The organism is Streptomyces sp. NPDC002499 (genome assembly GCF_053595415.1).
Map to the genome: position 1 here is coordinate 189,607 of NZ_JBSFXO010000017.1, position 19,126 is coordinate 208,732.

Sequence of the window (19,126 nt, forward strand, 5' to 3'; positions counted from 1 at the left end):
GGCGGAAACGGCATGGCGCTGCTGGTCATCGCGTCCTGCCAGCTGATGGTGGTTCTGGACATCACCATCGTGAACATCGCGCTGCCGGACATCCAGCGCTCCCTGGACTTCTCCACCACCAGCCTGTCGTGGGTGGTCAACGCCTACACCCTGACCTTCGGCGGCCTGTTGCTGCTCGGCGGCCGGGCCGGCGACATCCTCGGCAGGCGGCGCGTCTTCGTCTTCGGCGTCCTGCTCTTCGTCCTGGCCTCGCTGCTCGGCGGCCTGTCCCAGAACTCCGGCCAACTCCTCGCCGCCCGCGCCCTCCAGGGCGTCGGCGGCGCCATCGCGTCCCCCACCTCGCTGGCCCTGATCAGCACCACGTTCCGCGAAGGACCCGAGCGCAACCGGGCGTTCGGCGTGTTCGCCGCGGTCTCCTCGGGCGGCGGCGCGATCGGACTCCTCGCCGGCGGCATGCTCGTCGAGTGGCTCAACTGGCGCTGGGTGCTCTTCGTCAACGTCCCCATCGGCCTGCTGATCGTGCTCGCGACGCCCCGCTGGATCAAGGAGTCCGAACGTCACCCCGGCCGCTTCGACATCACCGGTGCGCTCACCTCCACCGTGGGCATGGTGCTGCTCGTGTACGGCTTCATCAGAGCCGCCCAGGAGGGCTGGCGCGACGCGTTCACGCTGGCCTCGTTCGCGGCGGCGGTCGTCGTGCTGGTGGCGTTCGTCCTGGTCGAGCGGCGCTCCAGGCAGCCCATCACCCCGCTGCACATGTTCGCCGACCGCAACCGCGCGGGCACGTACGGCATCATGCTGAGCCTGTCCGCCGCGATCTTCGGCATGTTCTTCTTCCTGACCCTCTTCGTCCAGGACGTGCTGGGCTTCAGCCCGTTGGAGGCGGGCCTCGCCTTCCTGCCGGTGAGTGCGGTCATCGCGGTGGGCGCCGGACTGGCCTCCAAGTTCCTTCCCGTGTACGGCCCCAAGCCCTTCATGGTGATCGGCGCGGTCCTCGCGGCGGCCGGCCTTGCCTGGCTGACCCTCACCGACGTGCACTCCACCTACGCGGGCAGCATCCTCGGCCCGATGCTCGTCTTCAGCCTGGGTATGGGCATGGAGTTCGTCGCGCTCACGCTGATGGCGCTCTCGGACGTGCCGGTCGCGGAGTCCGGTGCGGCCTCCGGACTTCTCAACGCCACCCAGCAGGTGGGCGGCGCGCTCGGACTCTCCATCCTGGTCACGATGTTCGGCACCGCGAGCAACAACGAGGCGAAGAAACAGGTCCGCCAGTTCCTGACCCAGGCGACCCCGGCCGAACGCCTGCAGTTCCGGCGCACCGGTCAACTGCCGTCCCCCTGGTCCGACGAGGTCCTGACCGCCGGCGTCTCCGCCGCGTTCGTGATGGCCGCGATCTTCACCCTGGTCGCCGCCCTCGTCGCCGTGATCGCCATCCAGGTCCGCCCGTCCGACCTCGAACGCCTCAAGGGCGGCCCGACCACGCCCGGGCAGAGCTGAGAAGCGGACGTCCTACGACGGTCACGTCCGCCGCGTCGCGATGCTGAGCGCGTTCGCCATCACGACCGCCCCGATGCTCGCCCACTCCGCCCACCCGAGACGCTGCCCGAGCCCGACCAGTCCGACGACCGCCGCCAGCACCGGGTTGACGCTCATGAAAAGCCCGAACGCCTGCGCCGGCACCTGCCGCAGAGTGACCAGATCGGCCAGGTACGGCACCGCGGAGGACAGCACACCGGCGGCCACCGCACAGCCGACGGCACCCACGGTCGGCGGCTGCCGCAGCACCACGACGACCCCGACCGGCAGGAACATCAGCGCCGACACGGCAGCGGCCGCCGCGGACCCCTGCGCCCCCGGCAGCCGCCGACCCACGGTCCGGTTGAGCAGGATGTACGAGGCCCAGCAGACGGCGGCGAGCAGCCCCAGCGCCATCCCCACGTAGTCGGCCGAGGGCCGCGGCCGCATCAACGCCACCGCACCCACCGCCGCGATCACCGCACAGCAGGCGTCGACCCGGCGCCGCGCCGCGACGAGCGCCACGGTCAGCGGACCGAGGAACTCCAGGGTCACCGCGAGGCCGAGGCCCACACGGTCGATGGCGGTGTACAGGGACAGGTTCATCGTCCCGAACACCAGCGCCAGCACCAGCACCGGCCACCACTGCGCCCACGTGAAGGACCGCAGCCGGGGCCGCCCCACGGCCAGCAGCACGGCCGCGGCGACGTACTGCCGTACCGCGACCACACCGACCGGCCCGAGCACGGGGAACGCCAGGGAGCCGATCGCGGCGCCGGTCTGGTTGGACAGCCCGCTGCCGACCATCGTGGCGACGCCGACCAGGCGCAGCCGGTCGGAGGCGATGGTCGCGGGTGCGGGGCGGTTGAGGACGGGTGTGGCGGGTGCGGATGCGTCCGGCATGCTCCGATCGTGCGCCTCGGTTGTCGATGCGCAAAATGTGTCCGTGCGGCGATCTATACGCTGGAGTCATGGATGCGGATGTGGAACTCCGGCAGCTGCGTTGTCTCGTCGCCATCGTCGACGAGGGCAGCTTCACCGACGCGGCCATCGCCCTCGGCGTCTCCCAGGCCGCCGTCTCCCGGAGCCTGGCCTCGTTCGAACGGGCCCTGGGCGTACGGCTGTTGCGGCGCACCTCGCGCGAGGTCGCGCCGACCCCGACGGGACTGCGGGTGCTCGCACAGGCCCGCCGGGTGCTGGGCGAGGTGGACGACCTGGTGCACACGGCCACCTCCGGGCACACCAGCCTGCGCATCGGCTACGCCTGGTCGGCGCTCGGCCGGCACACGCCCGCCTTCCAGCGCCGCTGGGCCCAGGCCCACCCCGCCACCGACGTGCACTTCGTCCGGGTCAACTCCACCTCGGCCGGCCTGGTGGAAGGCGCCTGCGACCTGGCCGTCGTCCGCAGACCACTGGACGAGAAGCGCTTTGAGAGCGCCATCGTCGGCCTGGAGAGGCGCCTGTGCGCCCTCGCCGCCGACGATCCACTGGCCCGGCGCCGTTCCGTCCGGCTCGCTGACCTGTCCGGGCGCGTCCTCCTGATCGACCGCCGTACCGGCACCACCACCGCGGACCTGTGGCCGCCGGACGCCCGCCCGGCCACCGAGGAGACGCACGACGTCGACGACTGGCTCACCACCATCGCCGGCGGCCGACGCGTCGGCATGACGGCCGAGTCGACCGCCAACCAGTACCCGCGCCCCGGCCTCGTCTACCGGCCGGTGCGGGACGCCGAACCCATCGCCGTCCGCCTCGCCTGGTGGCGCGACGACCCGCATCCCGCCACCCCGGCGGCGATCGAGCTGATCACCGCCCTCTACCGAGGCGCCTGAGCCGTGCCCCGGTCCCGGGCAGATCCCGCTCAGGCCCGGCCGCGGGACACGGCGGGGGCCGGGACGAGGCCGAGCTGCTGGGCACGCAGGACCGTGCTGACGCGATCGCGGGTGCCGAGCTTGCGGTAGATGTTCTCGACGTGCTTGTGGACCGTACGGTCCGAGATGCCGAGCCGACGGCCGATGGCGGTCGCGGTCAGGGCGTCGGTGAGCAGCAGCAGGACGGTCGTCTCCCGGGGCGTGAGGTCGCCCGCCGCGGCCGGGTCACCGACGACGCCCGGCCCGGCCGACTGCCGCCACTGCATGAGCAGTTGACGCTGCTGCTCGACGGCGGACAGCAACGGTTGCAGCAGCTGGGCGGTGCGGACGTGGTCCTCGGTGAAGTCCTCGCCGGAGCGGTAGACCATGCACCCGGTGATCGGGGTGGTGACCTGCGGCAGCGGGACCGCCAGCACATGGTCCACGTCCATGATCTCGTCGAGCAGCTGCGCGGTGGGGCTCGTGGACCACTCCCGGCCCGCCGCCCCGCGGGCGGTGTGCGGCGTCCGGTCCGGGCCGGTGGCGTAGTGGTCGGCGAACGGATAGCCCGAGCGCAGCAGGGCCAGGTCCTCGTCCCCGAGCGCGTCGAGCTGGGCGCCGACGCCGGGCGACATGCCGACCGTGCCCGCGCGCTCGCTCCATTCGTCCAGCTTGTAGACCAGCAGCTCACCGCCGCACAGTTCGGGCAGGGCACCGGCCAGCAGCGGCCACAGCCGCTCCGGCTCCCTCTCGTGGAGCGCCGCGACGGCCACCGCCAGCATGCGTTCGTAGGCCTCGCCCGGCCCGTGTGCCACGTTCCTTCTCCGCTCGTTCGCCGCGTACGCAGTTGTACCCATACCGGCGACGTCCACTGATGCCCGAGACTTTCGTGGTCCGTGCGGGCCGCCGGTACGGGGGAATGGCGGCCCGCACGATCTCACATCATCGCCTGCGCCGCGGTCTCAGGACGCGGTACCGAAGACGCCCTCCGTCGCGAAGACCAGTCCCGCGAAGCGCTTGCCCATGGTGCGGTGCGTGGCGGCGTCCGGGTGGAGGTCGTCGGGCAGCGGCAGTTCGGCGGCGTCGGCCGCGCCGTACAGCTCGCGTCCGTCGAGATAGTGCAGGTTGGGGTCCTCGGGCCGGCGCCGCTCCACGATCCGTGCCAGTTCGTCCCGGATGACGTTCAACGTCAGCTTCCCCTCGGCCACTTCGGCCGGATCCCCCATCGCCTTGAACCGCAGCTGCCCGTCGGCCAGCGCGCCGAAGTCCGCCGCGCTGGGACCGGGCGTGTCCTCGTGGATGGGGCACAGGATGGGGGAGACGACCAGCAGCGGAGTGGTCGGGTGACCCTCGCGGACGGTGTCGAGGAAGCCGTGCACGGCGGGCGTGAAGGCCCGCAGGCGCATCACGTCGGTGTTCACCAGGTTGATGCCGATCTTGACGCTGATCAGGTCGGCCGGGGTGTCGCGCAGGGCGCGCGCCGTGAACGGGTCCAGCAGGGCGCTGCCGCCGAGCCCGAGGTTGATCAGCTCCACCCCGCCGAGGGAGGCGGCGAGCGCGGGCCAGGTCGTGGTCGGCGTGGCGGCGAACGAGCCATGGCTGATCGAGCTGCCGTGGTGCAGCCACACCGGACGCCCCGGGTCCGGCGCGGGCTCGACGGGAGCATCCGTGCGCAGCGCGACGAGTTCCGTGGCCTCGTCGTGCGGCAGCCAGATCTCGACGACCTTCGAATCGCCGGACAGACCGTCGAAACGGAGCGTGCCGATCTCTCCCTGCCGGACCTCGGCGGTCCCGTTGGCCATGTCGATGGTCAGGGTGTTGCCGCCGGGCACACTGCCCCGGCCGGCCGGGAGGCCGTCGACGAGCAGGTCGTACACGCCGTCCGGGCGGGGCGGGGCACCGACGTAGACGCGCTTGGTGGGCAGGGTGTCCAGTTCGACGACGGTCGCCCGGGTGCGGAACACCAGCCGTACGCCCGACGGTTGGGCCTCGACCATGGCCAACTGCGGGTCGTCGCACTGGGCGCGGGCCCGCGCGGGCAGCCGGTGCGGCAGCACGCCGTGCTCGGTGTGCTCGACGTCGAGGGCGCCGCGCAGCAGGTCCGCGGTGATGTACGTGGTGGTCCAGTCGCGCTGGGGGGTGTCCATGGTCTCAACCTGTGGCTAGAGGTGGGTGGTTGGTCAGGGCGCCGGCCAGTTCCGCAACAGTGCGTCGAGGGCGTCCAGCGTGCGGGTCCAGCTCTCCTGCGAGTCGGGGGCGCTGTGACTGAACCCGCCCGCCAGCTCCAGACTCACGTACCCGTGAAACACGCTGCCGAGCAGCCGGACGGCATGTGTCTCGTCCGGTTCGGTCAGGTCGTAGCCGCGCAGGATCGCTCGGGTCATCTGCGCGTGCCGGACACCGGCGCTCGCGGCCGCCTCCTCGGGGGCCAGCCGCAGCCGGGACGCGTCGTAGCGGCCGGGGTGTGCGCGGGCGTAGTCGCGGTAGACGTTCGCCAGAGCGACCAGGGCGTCCTTGCCGGCCCGCCCCGCGAGCGCCGCGGCGGCCCGGTCGGCCATCTCCTCCAGGGCGAGCAGCGCGATCCTGGTCTTGAGGTCTTGCGAACTCTTCACATGCGAGTACAGGCTCGCGACCTTGACGTCGAATCGCCGCGCGAGCGCCGAGACGGTCACCTGCTCGAAGCCGACCTCGTCGGCCAGCTCGGCACCCGCCCGTGCCAGCCGCTCCGCGGACAGTCCCGCACGCACCACAGCCACTCCTCCCGTTGGGGTTCGGCGCTGTCGAGTATGCGTTTGCCTAAACCCTTTAGGCAAATGGCTTCACGATGTAGCCGGACGGGGGAGTGGCCGAGTGGGACTGCCGGTGGAGGTCAGACGGGACGCACGGCGATGCGGACCGCGGCCTCCCCGGCGTAGTAGACGGACTCCTCGCGTACGCAGGTGCCGGGGCCCGGGGCGTGGACCATCATGCCGTCGCCGGTGTAGATGCCGACGTGGCTGAAGTTGTCGTTGTAGAAGATCAGGTCCCCGGGCCGGCTCTCGGCGAGGGGCACGACCGTACCGGCGCTCGCCTGCTCCTGCGCGGCGCGCGGCAGGGCGACCCCCGCGGACTTCCAGGCGGTCTGGGTGAGCCCGGAGTCGTCGTACGAGCCCGGACCGATCGCGCCCCAGACGCACGGCCTGCCGATCTGCGCACGGGCGAAGGCGATCGCCCGCTCGGCCTTGCTGCCGACGGCGGGGGCGGCGGGGACACCGGTGTCGAGGACGCTGGGCTGCCAGTTCTGGGCGGGCACGGCGCCCGTGTCGAGAACGCTCGGCTGCCAGGCCTCGGTGGCGGGCACTCCGGTGTCCAGCACGCTGGGCTGCCAGCTCTGAGCGGGGATCGCGCCGGTGTCGAGAACGCTCGGCTGCCAGGACTGCGCGGGCATCGATCCGGTGTCGAGGGCGTCGGGCTGCCAGTTCTGGGCCGGTACCGCGCCGGTGTCATAGGCGTTCGGCTGCCAGGACTGCGCGGGAATCGTCCCGGTGTCGTAGGTGCCGGCCTGCCAGGTCTGGGCGGGTATCGCGCCGGTGTCGTAGGCGTTCGGCTGCTGCCAGGCCTGGGTGGCCGGTACCCCGGTGTCCAGGACGCTCGGCTGCCGAAGGCGCCACTCCTCCTCGGCCCTGCGCTGGGCCTCCTGAGCGGTGTCGGACCATGGGGCGGCGACCGGGGCGGGCGCGGCCTCGATCGCCAGGGCGGGCGCGCTCCGCTGCCCGGTGTACCGGGCGAAGAGGTCACGGGCCGCGGCGATCTTGCGCTGGCTGCGCTCCTTGGCCGTCCGCAGCGCGACCTGACGCGTGGGCGTGGCCGGGGCCGCCGGGGGCAGTCCTCGCAGGACCGCGGGCTGGAGTTCCGGACGGGGCGTGGACGCGGAAGCGGCGGGCAGGGCGGGCAGGGCGCGGCCCGTCAGCGCCGGGCCGGGACCCGCGGCCAGCTCCGCGACCGGGCCCGCCGTCAGTTCCGCCACCGGGCGGCCGGTGGGTCCCGCGGGCAGACCGGGCACGTCACGCTTGCGCTCGATCAGGTCGTCGGCGGGGCGCGCGGGCCGGGGTACGGCCGGTCGGGCGGGCATCCGGTCGGCCGGCAGCACCGCCGGGATGGTCGGCCCCACCGAGTTGCGTGCCGCGTCGAACCAGCGCCGGGCGACGTTGTCGAGGTCGGGGTCCGAGGTCTGGCGCGGGATGCTGCCGGTCGAGGGGCCCCGGCCTCGGCTGCCCCCGGTCATCGCACGGGTCGCGTTGAAGTTTCCGGTGTCGCTCTCGGCCCGGTCGTAGAGGGTGCTGATCCGTTGCTGGACCTCTTCGCGGCTCGGTCCCTCATCGGCGGCCTGGGGCGCGGCGTCGGCGGCCTGCGAGAACACGGCCACCGAGGTGAGGGCCGCCGTCGCCAAAGCGGAGTTGCGCATGCCGGGCTGGCCGAAGCCTCCCGCGCGCGGCATTCGTTCCGGCGCCATGGGAGCCGTACTCCTTCCGTACTCCGCTTACCGAGTTAGCGGTGGGGGTCCCCCCAGGCCGTTCAGGCACTGGGGGAGGGTTCGGGCGGTGAATTCCGGAAGGCATGCCCTACGGCCCGTGCCCCGAAGGGCGGTTGGGCCGATTCACCCCATGAATCGGTGGGTCCCCGGCTCCGACTGCCACAGGGGCGAGCCGGACTCAGCGGAGGTCGCCCGACCCGACGGGGTCCGCCGGAGAGAGTCACGCGACCTGAGAATCAACTTAACCAACTTGTGTGCCCTGTGTGAAGGTTGAAGCGCGATATGTCCGATACGCTTTTGTGACCTTCGTCTTAACTGACCGTCAGAACCGGTTTCCGTGTACACACGGGTTCCGGCCGACGACTCACCGTCGCCGAAACCGGACGGTGAGGTCAGGAACCGGCTTCGCGCTCCGCGTCCCGCTGCTTGAGGCGCGCCGCCTCCTTGCGGACCTCCGCCTGGGTGGCGCGCTCCTTCTCCAGCCACTCGGGCCCGTCCTGCTTGATGGCCTCGATCTGCTCGGTGGTGAGCGCCTCGGTGACCCCGCCGCGGGCGAGACCCGAGATGGAGATCCCCAGCTTCGCGGCGACCACCGGACGCGGGTGCGGACCGTTGGCCCGCAGCTCGCGCAGCCACTCGGGCGGGTTCGCCTGGAGCTCGTCGAGCGTGGCGCGCGAGACGTCACCCTCGCGGAACTCTGCGGGGGTGGCTTCGAGGTACACACCCAGCTTCTTCGCCGCGGTGGCGGGCTTCATGGTCTGGGTGCTCTGGTGCGACGTCATGGTGTCAAGGGTATCGATCGTGTGAGAGGCCGCCGACCACGGACGGTAATCTGGCGGGGTGACAGGCTCCGCGGACTCCGCAACATCCCCGACATTCCGGCTGGCGTACGTCCCGGGGGTGACGCCCGCCAAGTGGGTGCGGGTGTGGAACGAGCGCCTGCCCGACGTCCCCCTCACGCTCAGCCAGGTCGAGGCCGCGGAGGCGTCCGAGCTGCTGCGCGCCGGTGAGGCCGACGCCGCGTTCGTGCGGCTGCCGGTCGACCGTACGTTCCTCAGCGCGATCCCCCTCTACACCGAGACGACGGTCGTCCTGGTCCCCAAGGATCACGTGATCACGGCCGTGGAGGAGGTGACCGTGGGCGATCTCGCCGACGAGGTCCTCTTCCACCCCCTGGACGACGTCTTCGACTGGGACCGGCCGCCCGGAGAGCCCGCCTTCGAGCGCCCCCCGACCACGGCCGACGCCGTCGAACTGGTGGCGGCGGGCGTGGGCCTGCTGATCGTGCCCCAGTCCCTGGCCCGGCTCCACCACCGCAAGGACCTCACCTACCGCACGGTCGTGGACGCCCCGGAGTCGAGCGTGGCCCTCTCCTGGCCCGAGGACGCCACCACCGACCTGGTCGAGGACTTCATCGGCATCGTCCGCGGACGCACGGCCAACAGCTCCCGGGGCCGCAGGACCGCCGACCCCGAGCCGAAGACGAAGCGAGCCGAGCCGACCACCGCCCGTCGCAAGCCCGCGACGCCTTCGAAGCCGACGGGTCGCGGCGGCCGGGGTGCCACGGGTGGCGGCGGCAGGAGTGGCGGAGCCAAGGGAGGCGGAGCCAAGGGCGGCGGCGCAAAGGGTGGCGGCAAGCGGGGCAAGCCCCGCGGTCGGTCCTAGCTCTCTGATCGCCTCCGCCCAGGGCACGACACGGCTCTCTCCACTCAGGACGCTCAGGACGCGAACACGGCCCGCTCCGCCGTACCGACGACCTTCGCCCCGTCACCCGCGCTGAGCAGCCCGTCCGACACCCACGCGTCCACCGTCGACCGCACGCGCGCGATGAGCGCGCCCTTGCCGCCGAACGGCGCACCGGCCCAGACCTCGTCCAGCAACGTCGTGCCGTCGGCCTTCACCGGATTGGCCACGCCCGAGTCGGTGTTCCCGAAGACGACCACGGGCTCCGACCGCCTGAAGTAGGCATGGGTCGGGTCCTCCGTCCCCTCGAAGAAGGGGGCGAACTCGATGCCGTCCAGCGTGTAGTGGAGGGGCTCGCCGGTCACCGGGGTGAAGGACGGCAACAGATCACCGGAGAGCCCAGCATTGCGATACAGACCCAACTCCAGGTAGTCCGTGGCCGAGTTGCGGCCCACCAGGTTGATCGGCCCGAGGAACAGGGTCTGGAGCGAGGAGTCGTCCAGCGCCTTCTCGACCCGGAGCCGGAACGGCACGGCGACCCGCACGGTGTCTCCGGCCCGCCACTTCCGGGACACGCCGAAGTAGCTCCCCGGCGTCGGACTCCCCGCAACCGCACGCCCGTTGACCGTGACGCGGAAGCCGGCCGTCGCCCAGGACGGCACCCGTATCCGCAGCTCGAAGGTCGCGGAGCCGCCCCCGACGGTGAGGGTGGTGCCCTGCTCCCGGGGATAGTCGGTGGTCTGGGTGACCGTGACTCCCTTGTCCGCCCAGGTCAGTCGGGACGGACTGAACAGGTTGACGTACAGCGCGCTGCCGTCGGCCGCGGCGAAGTACACCGAGTCCTGGTACTTGGTGGCGCTCTCCATGCCGGTGCCCTCGCAGCAGGTCGTGCCCTGCTTGGGCGTGTAGTCGCGCACATGCCCCGGTGTCAGCCCGATGAAGTAGGTGACGAGGGGTTTCTCGGCGTCCGCCGTGTCCTGCTTGGAGCCCAACATCTGGTTGTAGAGGGCCCGTTCGTAGTAGTCCAGGTACTTCGGGTCCTGCTCGTGGAAGAACAGCGTCCGGCTGAGCTTCAGCAGGTTGTACGCGCAGCACGTCTCGGCCGTCGCCGCACCGATCGTGCCCGCGATCACGTCCCGCGCCTTCCAGAACTCCCCGGTGCTGGTGCCGCCGATGCCGTACATGCGATGCGGTACGACCATGCCCCAGAAGTTCTTTGCCGCGGTCAGGTAGCGCTCCTCGCCCGTCGCGTCGTACAGGCGGACCAGGCCGGTGAAGATCGGGATGTGCTGGTTGGCGTGCAGCCCGTCGAGTGTGTCGGTGTTCGCGGCGCAGGCGTCGATCAGCCGGTCGAGGTCGAACAGGCGGGCCAGCGCCAGGTGTTGGGCCTTTCCGGTGAGCGCGTGCAGATCGCAGATCGCCTCGACGATGCCCCCGAACTCGCCGCTGGAGAAGATGCCCCACATCCGTTGCAGGGTGGCGGCGGGCAGCACGGACAGGCGCGCGTACATCCAGTCGCCCATGCCGGACGCGAGGTCCAGCGCCCGGTCGTCGCCCGTGGCGGTGTACGCGTCCAGCAGGCCGCGGAGGATCTTGTGCGCGGTGTAGTAGGGCGCCCACACCTTGGTGTAGTCGGAGCCGGTCATCGACTCCAGCAGGATGAACTGCGTCTCCGGGTACGCGGCCAGGAACCCGGGGTGGCTCGGACCGCCCCAGGTCCGGCGCAGGGTGGCGGTCAGGCCACGGCCCGAGGCGTCCGCGAAACTGCCGCCGGTGGTCTCGTCGAAGGCGTACGAGGCCAGGTCCCCGCGGCCCGACGAGGCGTCGGCGGACCGGCTGGCCTGCAACTCGCCGACCTCGGCGGCGGACAGGGCGCGCGACCAGACGTCGAATCCGCCGAAGGCGCCCCCGAAGACGGGGTCGGCGGGGTAGATGGAGCGGCCGAGCCAGTGGTGGGCGAGGGTCCCGAGGGCGGCCGGGGTGAGGGTCATCGCCGTGTTCCGCGCCACGGCCGTGCCGTTGACGTAGAGCGTCCCGGTGCCGTCCGCGAGGGTCACGGCGAGATGGCTCCACGCGTTAGACGGCAACGCGGACGTGCCGTTCAGCCCCTGCTCGCCACCGGCCCCGCTCGTCGTGACGGCGAAGCGCGGGACGCCGTTGGCGTTGCGTGCGGCGAGGTAGAGGTAGCGGGTGGTGTCGTCGCCGAAGTCGAGGACGCGCGCCCAGTTGTCGTCGTGCACGGGCTTCACCCACGCGGCGAGGGTGATCGCGGCGGCGCCGCCGAGCACGCCCTGCGGCAGCTCGACGTACTGGTAGGACCCGCGCTCGTTCAGGGCGGCGGACCCGAACCGACCGGCCACGCTCAGTACGGCCGGATCCGCGCGCAGGGCGGCTCGTACGTCGGTCAGCGCGCCGACCATGGTGGCGATCCGGGCCGCGAACACGGGCTCCCCGGTGCCGGCGTAGGCCTGGGACAGCATGGTCAGGAAGTGCCCGGTGTAATGCCCGCGGAGATTCCCGTTCGCCTCGCCGTCGAGCCCCTCCCACCCGCCGGGCGCGACCGCGTCACCGGTGGCCAGCCCGGCGTTGGCGCGGAAGACCTGCAACAGCCGGTGCACGTCGTAGCCGCGGGCGTGGTCGAGCATCAACCGCCGCTTGTCGGCGAAGACACCTGCCCCGAGCGTCACGTCGTCGAGCGCGAACGGGCGCACGGTCCAGGCGGCCGGGACGGCGGTGGCCGAGTCGGTGGCGGCGGTCGCGGGGCCGGTCGCCGCGTACGAGAGCGCGGGGGTGGCCGTGCCGAGGGCGGCGGCCTGCAGAAGGGATCGTCTGGAGAGGGGCGGTGCCATGGGTGCTCCTCAACGGGTCCGGTGGCTTCGCTCGTTCCGTTCGTTCGATATTGCGAACGGTGTACGAACAGTCGACCAGACGATAGAGATGAGGCAGGTGAGGGTCAACGGGGCGGGAGGGTTCAGTTCCGGTCGGGCAGGACACCTCGCGGACCGACCCGGTGGTGACAGAATCGGCGACGTGGACCGGGGGATCCTCGAACGCGAGCCCGAGCTGGCGCGTCTGGCCGCGGCCGCACGGCAGGCGGCGGGCGGTGCCGGTTCCGTGGCGCTCGTCTTCGGCGAGGCGGGGATCGGCAAGTCCAGCCTGGTGAAGGCCATGCCGGACCTGCTGCCTCCCCATGCCCGCGTTCTGGTCGGACAGTGCGACGACCTGGCCACCAGCAGGCCGCTCGGCCCGTTCCGCGACCTCGTCGGCAGCGTCGGCGCCGAACTCGCCCGCGCCGTCACCGACGGCGGCGACCGCCACCGCGTCTACGAGGCGCTGCACGCCGAACTGGCCGCCACCCCCCATCCCGCCGTACTGGTCGTCGAGGACGTGCACTGGGCCGACGAGGCCTCCCTGGACGCCCTGCGCTTCCTCGTCCGGCGCATGGAGCGGCTGCCCGCCCTGCTCGTCCTCACCTACCGGGACGACGAGTTGAGCCGCGGCCACCCCCTGCGTCACCTCCTGGGCCAGGTGTCCCGCGCACCCCGCGTGCACCGCCTGCCACTGGCCCGGCTCTCGCTGAGCGCGGTGCGCACGCTCAGCTCGGCCGGCCGGCTCGATCCTGCGCAGGTGTACGAAGTGACGTCGGGCAACCCCTTCTTCGTCGCCGAGGTCGTGGCGGCCGGCGGCACCGGGGGAGTGCCCCCGACGGTCGTCGACGCCGTGCTGGCGCGGTTGCGCGGTCTCGCACCCGCCACCGTGGACGCGCTGGAGCAGCTCGCCGTCGTGCCCTCGGCGGTCGAACGCCCGCTGGTGGACGCGCTGTTGACCGACGGAGTGGCCGCGCTGGTGGCGGCCGAACAGCGCGGACTGCTGACGGTGGAGCCGGAACGGGTCGCCTTCCGGCACGAGTTGATCCGGCGGGCCGTCGCCGACTCGCTGCCCGCCGCCCGGCGCATCGACCTCAACCGCAACGCCCTCGCGGCCCTGATCGCCCGGCCCGGCTCGGACGCGGCCCGCATCGTCCATCACGCCGCCCAGGCCGGCGACCAGGACGCCATCGCCCGCTACGGCCCCGACGCGGCCCGGGACGCCGCCGGAGCCGGCGCCCACCGCGAGGCCGCCGCCCAACTCCGGCTCGTCCTGCGCCGACGGCAGCGCTACGGCCCCGCCGAACTCGCCGACCTGCTCGAACGCTACGCCGTGGAGAGCTACACCATCGCCGACTCGGCCGCCGCCGTCGCCGCCCAGCGCGAGGCGGTCGCCCTGCGCCGCTCCCTCGGCGACACCCTCGCCCTCGGCGCCGACCTGCGTTGGCTGTCCCGGATCCACTGGTGGGCCGGCGACGCCGACGAGGCGCAGGAAGCCGCCCGCGAGGCCGTCGCCGTCCTTGAACAGGCGGGCGACGAGAGGCTGTTGGCCCTCGCCGTCAGCAACATCGCCCAACTGCGCATGTTGTCCGACCGCTACCCCGAGGCCGTCGCCCACGCCGAGCGCGCCATCGCGCTGGCCCGCCGGACCGAGGACACCGCGATCCTCTCGCACGCCCTCAACAACGTGGGCATGGCCCGCTGGCGAGGTGGCGACCCCGGCGGGCGCAAGCAGGTGGAGGAGAGCCTCGACGTCGCGCTCGCCGCCGGCGAGGTCGAGCACGCCTGCCGCTCCTACGCCAACCTCATCTGGACGCTGCTGGACAACCTCCAGTACGCGGAGGCCGACCGCCTGCTGCCCCCGGCCATGGAACTCGCCGAACGCGCCGAGCACTTCGGCTTCCTCACCTACCTGCACGTCGAACTCGCCATCCGCCGGCTCGCCGCCGCCGACTGGGAGGAGGCCGAGCGGCACGCCGAGTTCGGGATGCACGACTTCCTCCCCGCCCGCTGTCCCGCGCTGACCGTCCTCGCCCGCATCCGCACCCGCTGCGGCCGGCCCGGTGCCGACGATCTCCTGGCCGAGGCCCAGGAGATCGCCGTACGCACCCGTGAGCTCCAGCGTGCCGGACCCGTGGCGGCCGCGCTGGCGGAAGCGGCCTGGCTGCGCGGCGACCACGACGCCGTGGTCGAGGCCGCCACCCCGGTCCACGCCGAGGCCCGCCACCTCACCGGCATCCCCTACGGCGCCGAACTCGCCTACTGGCTCGGCAAATCCGGGCACCCCGTACCGGTGGACGACGACTCGCAGCATCCGTACGCCCTTCAGGCCCGGGGGCGTTGGCGGGAGGCCGCGTCGATCTGGCAGGCGGCCGGCTGCCCCTACGAGCACGCCGCCGCCGTCGCCGAGAGCCCGCACCCCGGGGACAAGCTCACCGCCCTGGCCGAACTCGACGCCCTCGGCGCCGAACCGCTGGCCCGCCTCGTCCGCACCGAGCTGCGCCGCCTCGGCGTCCGCCGCATCCCGCGCGGTCCCCTCGCGGCGACCCGGGGCAACCCGGCGGGTCTCACCGACCGCCAGCTCCAGGTCATGCGGCTGCTCGCCGAGGGCCTGACCAACTCCGAGATCGCCGCCCGCCTGGTCGTGTCCGTCCGCACGGTCGACAACCATGTACGAGCCGTCCTCGACAAGCTGGACGCGCCGACCCGGCGCCACGCGGCCGTCCGTGCCGCGCAGCTCGGCCTCCTGTCCGAGCGCGAGACGTAGGTACCGCGAGGGCCGAGGCCGAGCGCGAAACGTAGGTAGCCGAAGGGCCCGAGCTAGGTGACCCGTACGGATGTCCGGGGGTGCGCAACACGAGTAGAACGTGCAGATCGACCCGACACCGAACAAACGGGGGATATCGCATGTCCAGTACACCCGCTCAAGCGGCACGCAGGGAACTGGCCGGGTTCACAGGGGAGTTGATCGGGCCCGAGGACTCCGGCTACGAGCAGGCCCGCGCCGTCTACAACGCGATGATCGACCGCAGGCCCGCCTTGATCGCCCGCTGCGCGGACGCGGACGCCGTCGCCCGCGTGATCGGCTTCGCCCGCGCCCAGTCCCTGCCGCTCGCGGTGCGCGGCGGCGGTCACCACGGCGCCGGACTCGGCACCGTCGACGGGGGAGTGGTGGCCGACCTGTCACCGTTGAAGGAGATCCACGTCGACCCCGAGGCCCGCACGGTCCGGGTCGGCGGCGGCTGCGTCTGGGGCGAGGTGGACCGCGCGACCAACGCGCACGGTCTGGCCACCCCCAGCGGCATCGTCTCCACCACCGGGGTCGGCGGCATCGCCACCGGCGGCGGGCTCGGCCACCTCACCCGCAGGTGCGGGCTGACCATCGACAACCTCCTCGCCGCGGACGTGGTCCTCGCCGACGGCCGGCAGGTCCGCGCGAGCGCCGACGAGAACACCGACCTGTTCTGGGCGGTCCGCGGCGGCGGGGGCAACTTCGGCGTCGTCACGTCCTTCCTCTTCCGGCTGCACGAGATCAGCACCGTCATCGCCGGGCCGACCTTCTGGCCGGTCGAGATCAGCGCCGAAGTCCTCACCGCCTACCGGGACTTCCTCCCGAACGCGCCCCGCGAGCTCAACGGCTTCTTCCTGCACGGCACCGTCCCGCCGGCCCCGCCGTTCCCCGAGGAGATCCAACTCCGCAAGACCGCGGGCGTCGTGTGGTGCTACACCGGCGACGACATGGAAGGGGCCGCCCGCGAGATGGCCCCGCTGCTCGACGCGCTCCCGGCGCCACTGCTGCACGCCGTCGGCCCGATGCCCCATCCCGACCTGCAGTCCATGTTCGACGGGCTCTACCCGCCCGGCCACCAGTGGTACTGGCGCGCCGACTTCGTCAACGAGATCCCCGACGAGGCCGTGGACCTGCACGCCAAGTTCGGCGCCGAGGTGCCCACGGTCCAGTCGACCATGCACCTCTACCCGATCGACGGCGCCGCCCACGACGTCGGCCCCGACGACACGCCCTGGGCCTACCGCGGCGCCCGCTGGGCCTCCGTCTACGCCGGCGTCGACCCCGACCCGGCCAACGCCGACCTCGTCAAGCGCTGGACCGTCGACTACTTCGACGCCCTGCACCCGTACTCCGCGGGCGGCGCCTACGTGAACATGATGATGGACGAGGGCCAGGAGCGGGTGCGCGCCAGCTACCGCGGCAACTACGACCGACTGGCCCGTATCAAGGCCGACTACGACCCGGAGAACGTCTTCCGCCTCAACCAGAACATCCGCCCGAGCTGACGGACCCCGATCGATCGGCGACGCCTCCCCTCCGGCGCCGCCGGGCGGTCGGGCAGCCGCGGCCGCCGCGCCGGTCCCGCGCGGCGAACTGCGACCGGCCTCCCCGCAGGAGCAGCCCGCGGCGGCGACCTCCCGTACGTCGGCCGGCACGGCGGCGTACGGGACGGCGTCCCCGGTCAGGGCGGGATCACTTTCCGGCCGCGCGCCCGATCGACTCGACCAGCGGCAGCAGCCGATGCGGAACGCGCTCGCGCAGGGCCACCTCGGTACGGGTGCGGACGACACCCGGCATGCTGATCAGCTTCTGGATCACGTCCTCCAGGTGGGCGTTGTCCCGCGCCACGACCCGGGTCAGCAGATCCCCGCCGCCCGTGATCGAGAAGGCCTCGACGATCTCGGGCACCGCGGCCAGCGCGTCCCCCACGTCGTCGAGATGCCCCTGCGTGACCTCGATGTGCACGAACGCGAGCACCGGGTGGCCCAGCGCGGCGGGGGACAGGAAGGGGCCCGTACCGGTGATCACCCCGTCCCGCTCCAGCCGGTCCAGGCGCGCCTGGAGCGTGCCGCGCGCGACGCCGAGCAGACGGGCGTACTCGCGCACACTGGTGCGCGGCTGCTCCAGAAGCAGCCTCAGGATGCGGGTGTCGAGGTCGTCCACGCTCATGACGTGAGACTGTACCAATGGCCCATCCCTTCGAGACTGAGCCAATGGCCCAGCTGAACGAAGGTCGCTTGAGCCACCCGCCTCATTGATGTTGTGATGGTCCCGTCGATGGCGCTGCGGACCTCCGCGGCGCCTTTTCCATGCCGGTGACCAGCCGGCGTCCAGGGGCGGGGTGGCTGTGCTGAAGCGGGTGTTCGTGGCGCCGGACCCAGGGCGCGCACGGTTGCGGTTCGCCGCCCGGGCCGTCCTCGGCATCGGGCTCGCGGTCCTCGTCTGCGGCCTCGCCGGGCACTCGCTCGTCGGCGCCGTCACCGGCGGCCTCGCCGCGCTGCTCGCCCTGTTCACCGTCACGGACGCCACGGTCCGCGCCCAGGCCCTCACCACCGCGCTGCTGCCGGCCGTCGGCCTGCCGGTGCTCGCCGTCGCGGCCGAACTGCACGACCGTCCCGTGGCCCGCGACCTCACCTTCCTCGCCGTCGTCGGCGCGGGCGTGTACGCGCGCCGCTGGGGCCCGCGCGGGCACAGCCTCGGCGTGTTCGCCTTCATGACGTTCTTCGTGGCGCAGTTCCTGCACGCCACCACCGACCGACTGCCCCAGCTGTACGCGGCCGTCGTGCTGTCGGTGCTCACCGCGGCGGCGGTGCGCTTCGGCCTGTGGTGCTACGAACGCCGACTGCCACCGGCGCCCGTACCCGCCCCGCCGTCCGGCACCGGCCTCGCGCGGGTGACGACCCGCCAGGCGGTGCAGGCGGCCACGGGCGCCGGCTTCGCCCTGGTCGTCGGGCAGTTGGTGTCCGGGCAACGCTGGTACTGGGCCGTCGGCGCCACCTGGTGGATCTTCGTCAACACCGCCTCGCGCGGCGAGACCCTGGTCCGCGGCTTCCGCCGGGTCCTCGGCACGGTGATCGGCATCGGGCTCGGCCTGCTCGTCGCGGTCCCCGTCGGCGGAGCGCCCGTCCCCTCGGCCGCCCTCCTCGCGGTCTGCGTCTTCGGCATCTTCTACACGGCCGCCGTCTCGTACACCTGGATGATGCTCTGGGTGACCCTGCTGGCCGAGCTGCTCTACGGCCTGCTCGGTGTCCTGAACCCCGGCCTGCTCGCCCTCCGGTTCGCGGAGACCGGCGTCGGGGCGCTGGGCGCCGCACTCGCCGTGCTGTTCGTCCTGCCGGTCACCACGCACACCACGACCCACGCCTGGATCCAGCGGGCGCTGCGCTGCGTCCACGCCTGCACCGCCGAGGCCGCGGCCCGCCTGGCCGGCTCCCCGACCGCCGACCCGGCCCCGCGCGTGGCCGAACTGGAGCAACTGGTCGCTCGCGTACGCCTGTCCGTGGCGCCCCTCGTGCACCCGCTCAACCCGATGCTCGGCCGCAAGCGCCGGGCCCGCCGGGTGCTGGCCCTGCTCGACGACTGCGCCCGCGAGATCCGCGGCCTGGTCACCGTCGCCGCCGACCCGGAGGCCTCCCACGACGCGCGCCTCGCCGCCGCGTGCCGGCGGGTGGAGACCGCGGTCGAGGCGCTCACCGCGGGTGGCACCGAGAAGACCACCGCGCACCACTCCCCGGCGAGTGCCGTGGAACCGGCCCTGGCCCACCTGCACGGCCTGGAGCGGGCCCTGGCGGAACTGGCCGCCCCGCTACGGACGCCGTCGGGCTCACCGCTGGTCGGCGCCTGAGCCGTATCCGGCAGGCACCTGGGCTCCGCACGAGTTTCCTCGCCCCGACAGGCCCCGACGAGG

At 72.6% G+C, this 19,126-nt stretch carries 14 protein-coding genes; 6 read left to right on the top strand and 8 right to left on the bottom strand.

The window, feature by feature from the left end:
- The first annotated feature begins 12 nt into the window (after positions 1–12).
- Positions 13–1,497, top strand: a complete 1,485-nt coding sequence (locus ACWD5F_RS41200) for an MFS transporter (protein ID WP_451261410.1) — start codon at positions 13–15, stop codon at positions 1,495–1,497.
- 21 nt (positions 1,498–1,518) lie between these two features.
- Here ACWD5F_RS41200 and ACWD5F_RS41205 read toward each other — a convergent pair whose 3' ends face one another.
- Entirely contained in the window at positions 1,519–2,418 is a 900-nt protein-coding gene (locus tag ACWD5F_RS41205; RefSeq protein ID WP_451261333.1) for an EamA family transporter, read from the bottom strand.
- A gap of 68 nt (positions 2,419–2,486) precedes the next feature.
- Between ACWD5F_RS41205 and ACWD5F_RS41210 the strand changes: the two genes are divergently transcribed.
- Positions 2,487–3,347 (top strand): LysR family transcriptional regulator, encoded by an 861-nt coding sequence (locus tag ACWD5F_RS41210; protein ID WP_451261334.1) that lies wholly within the window; start codon positions 2,487–2,489, stop codon positions 3,345–3,347.
- 29 nt (positions 3,348–3,376) lie between these two features.
- Here ACWD5F_RS41210 and ACWD5F_RS41215 read toward each other — a convergent pair whose 3' ends face one another.
- The 5 genes from ACWD5F_RS41215 to ACWD5F_RS41235 form a co-directional block, all read right to left on the bottom strand.
- A complete protein-coding gene (locus tag ACWD5F_RS41215; protein WP_401726325.1) occupies positions 3,377–4,180 on the bottom strand; it encodes a helix-turn-helix transcriptional regulator in 804 nt (267 codons plus the stop codon).
- Positions 4,181–4,327: 147 nt separating this feature from the next.
- Positions 4,328–5,512, bottom strand: coding sequence for a GDSL-type esterase/lipase family protein (locus ACWD5F_RS41220; RefSeq protein ID WP_451261335.1), 1,185 nt, complete (start codon positions 5,510–5,512; stop codon positions 4,328–4,330).
- A gap of 33 nt (positions 5,513–5,545) precedes the next feature.
- A complete protein-coding gene (locus ACWD5F_RS41225) occupies positions 5,546–6,115 on the bottom strand; it encodes a TetR/AcrR family transcriptional regulator (protein ID WP_451261336.1) in 570 nt (189 codons plus the stop codon).
- Positions 6,116–6,234: 119 nt separating this feature from the next.
- Positions 6,235–7,857 carry a C40 family peptidase gene (locus ACWD5F_RS41230; RefSeq protein ID WP_451261337.1) on the bottom strand — a complete coding sequence of 541 codons (1,623 nt, stop codon included), beginning with the start codon at positions 7,855–7,857 and terminating at the stop codon, positions 6,235–6,237.
- A 413-nt stretch (positions 7,858–8,270) separates the two neighbouring features.
- Positions 8,271–8,660, bottom strand: a complete 390-nt coding sequence (locus ACWD5F_RS41235; RefSeq protein ID WP_124000967.1) for a DUF5997 family protein — start codon at positions 8,658–8,660, stop codon at positions 8,271–8,273.
- Between the two features lie 58 nt (positions 8,661–8,718).
- Here ACWD5F_RS41235 and ACWD5F_RS41240 point away from each other — a divergent pair, with 58 nt between their 5' ends.
- A complete protein-coding gene (locus tag ACWD5F_RS41240; protein ID WP_451261338.1) occupies positions 8,719–9,543 on the top strand; it encodes a LysR family substrate-binding domain-containing protein in 825 nt (274 codons plus the stop codon).
- Positions 9,544–9,596: 53 nt separating this feature from the next.
- Here the strand turns inward: ACWD5F_RS41240 and ACWD5F_RS41245 are convergent, their stop codons facing one another.
- The gene (locus tag ACWD5F_RS41245; protein ID WP_451261339.1) at positions 9,597–12,410 is read right to left on the bottom strand and encodes a beta-L-arabinofuranosidase domain-containing protein; all 2,814 of its coding nucleotides are present in this window, start codon (positions 12,408–12,410) and stop codon (positions 9,597–9,599) included.
- 181 nt (positions 12,411–12,591) lie between these two features.
- On the opposite strand from ACWD5F_RS41245, the gene ACWD5F_RS41250 reads away from it, so the two are divergent.
- Positions 12,592–15,195, top strand: coding sequence for an ATP-binding protein (locus ACWD5F_RS41250; RefSeq protein ID WP_451261340.1), 2,604 nt, complete (start codon positions 12,592–12,594; stop codon positions 15,193–15,195).
- Positions 15,196–15,335: 140 nt separating this feature from the next.
- Positions 15,336–16,724: an FAD-binding oxidoreductase gene (locus ACWD5F_RS41255; protein WP_451261341.1), complete on the top strand. Its 1,389-nt coding sequence runs from the start codon at positions 15,336–15,338 to the stop codon at positions 16,722–16,724.
- A gap of 187 nt (positions 16,725–16,911) precedes the next feature.
- On the opposite strand, the gene ACWD5F_RS41260 is transcribed toward ACWD5F_RS41255, so the two are convergent.
- A complete protein-coding gene (locus ACWD5F_RS41260) occupies positions 16,912–17,388 on the bottom strand; it encodes an Lrp/AsnC family transcriptional regulator (protein WP_401726310.1) in 477 nt (158 codons plus the stop codon).
- A gap of 178 nt (positions 17,389–17,566) precedes the next feature.
- Here ACWD5F_RS41260 and ACWD5F_RS41265 point away from each other — a divergent pair, with 178 nt between their 5' ends.
- Positions 17,567–19,063: an FUSC family protein gene (locus tag ACWD5F_RS41265; protein WP_451261411.1), complete on the top strand. Its 1,497-nt coding sequence runs from the start codon at positions 17,567–17,569 to the stop codon at positions 19,061–19,063.
- Positions 19,064–19,126: the final 63 nt, after the last annotated feature.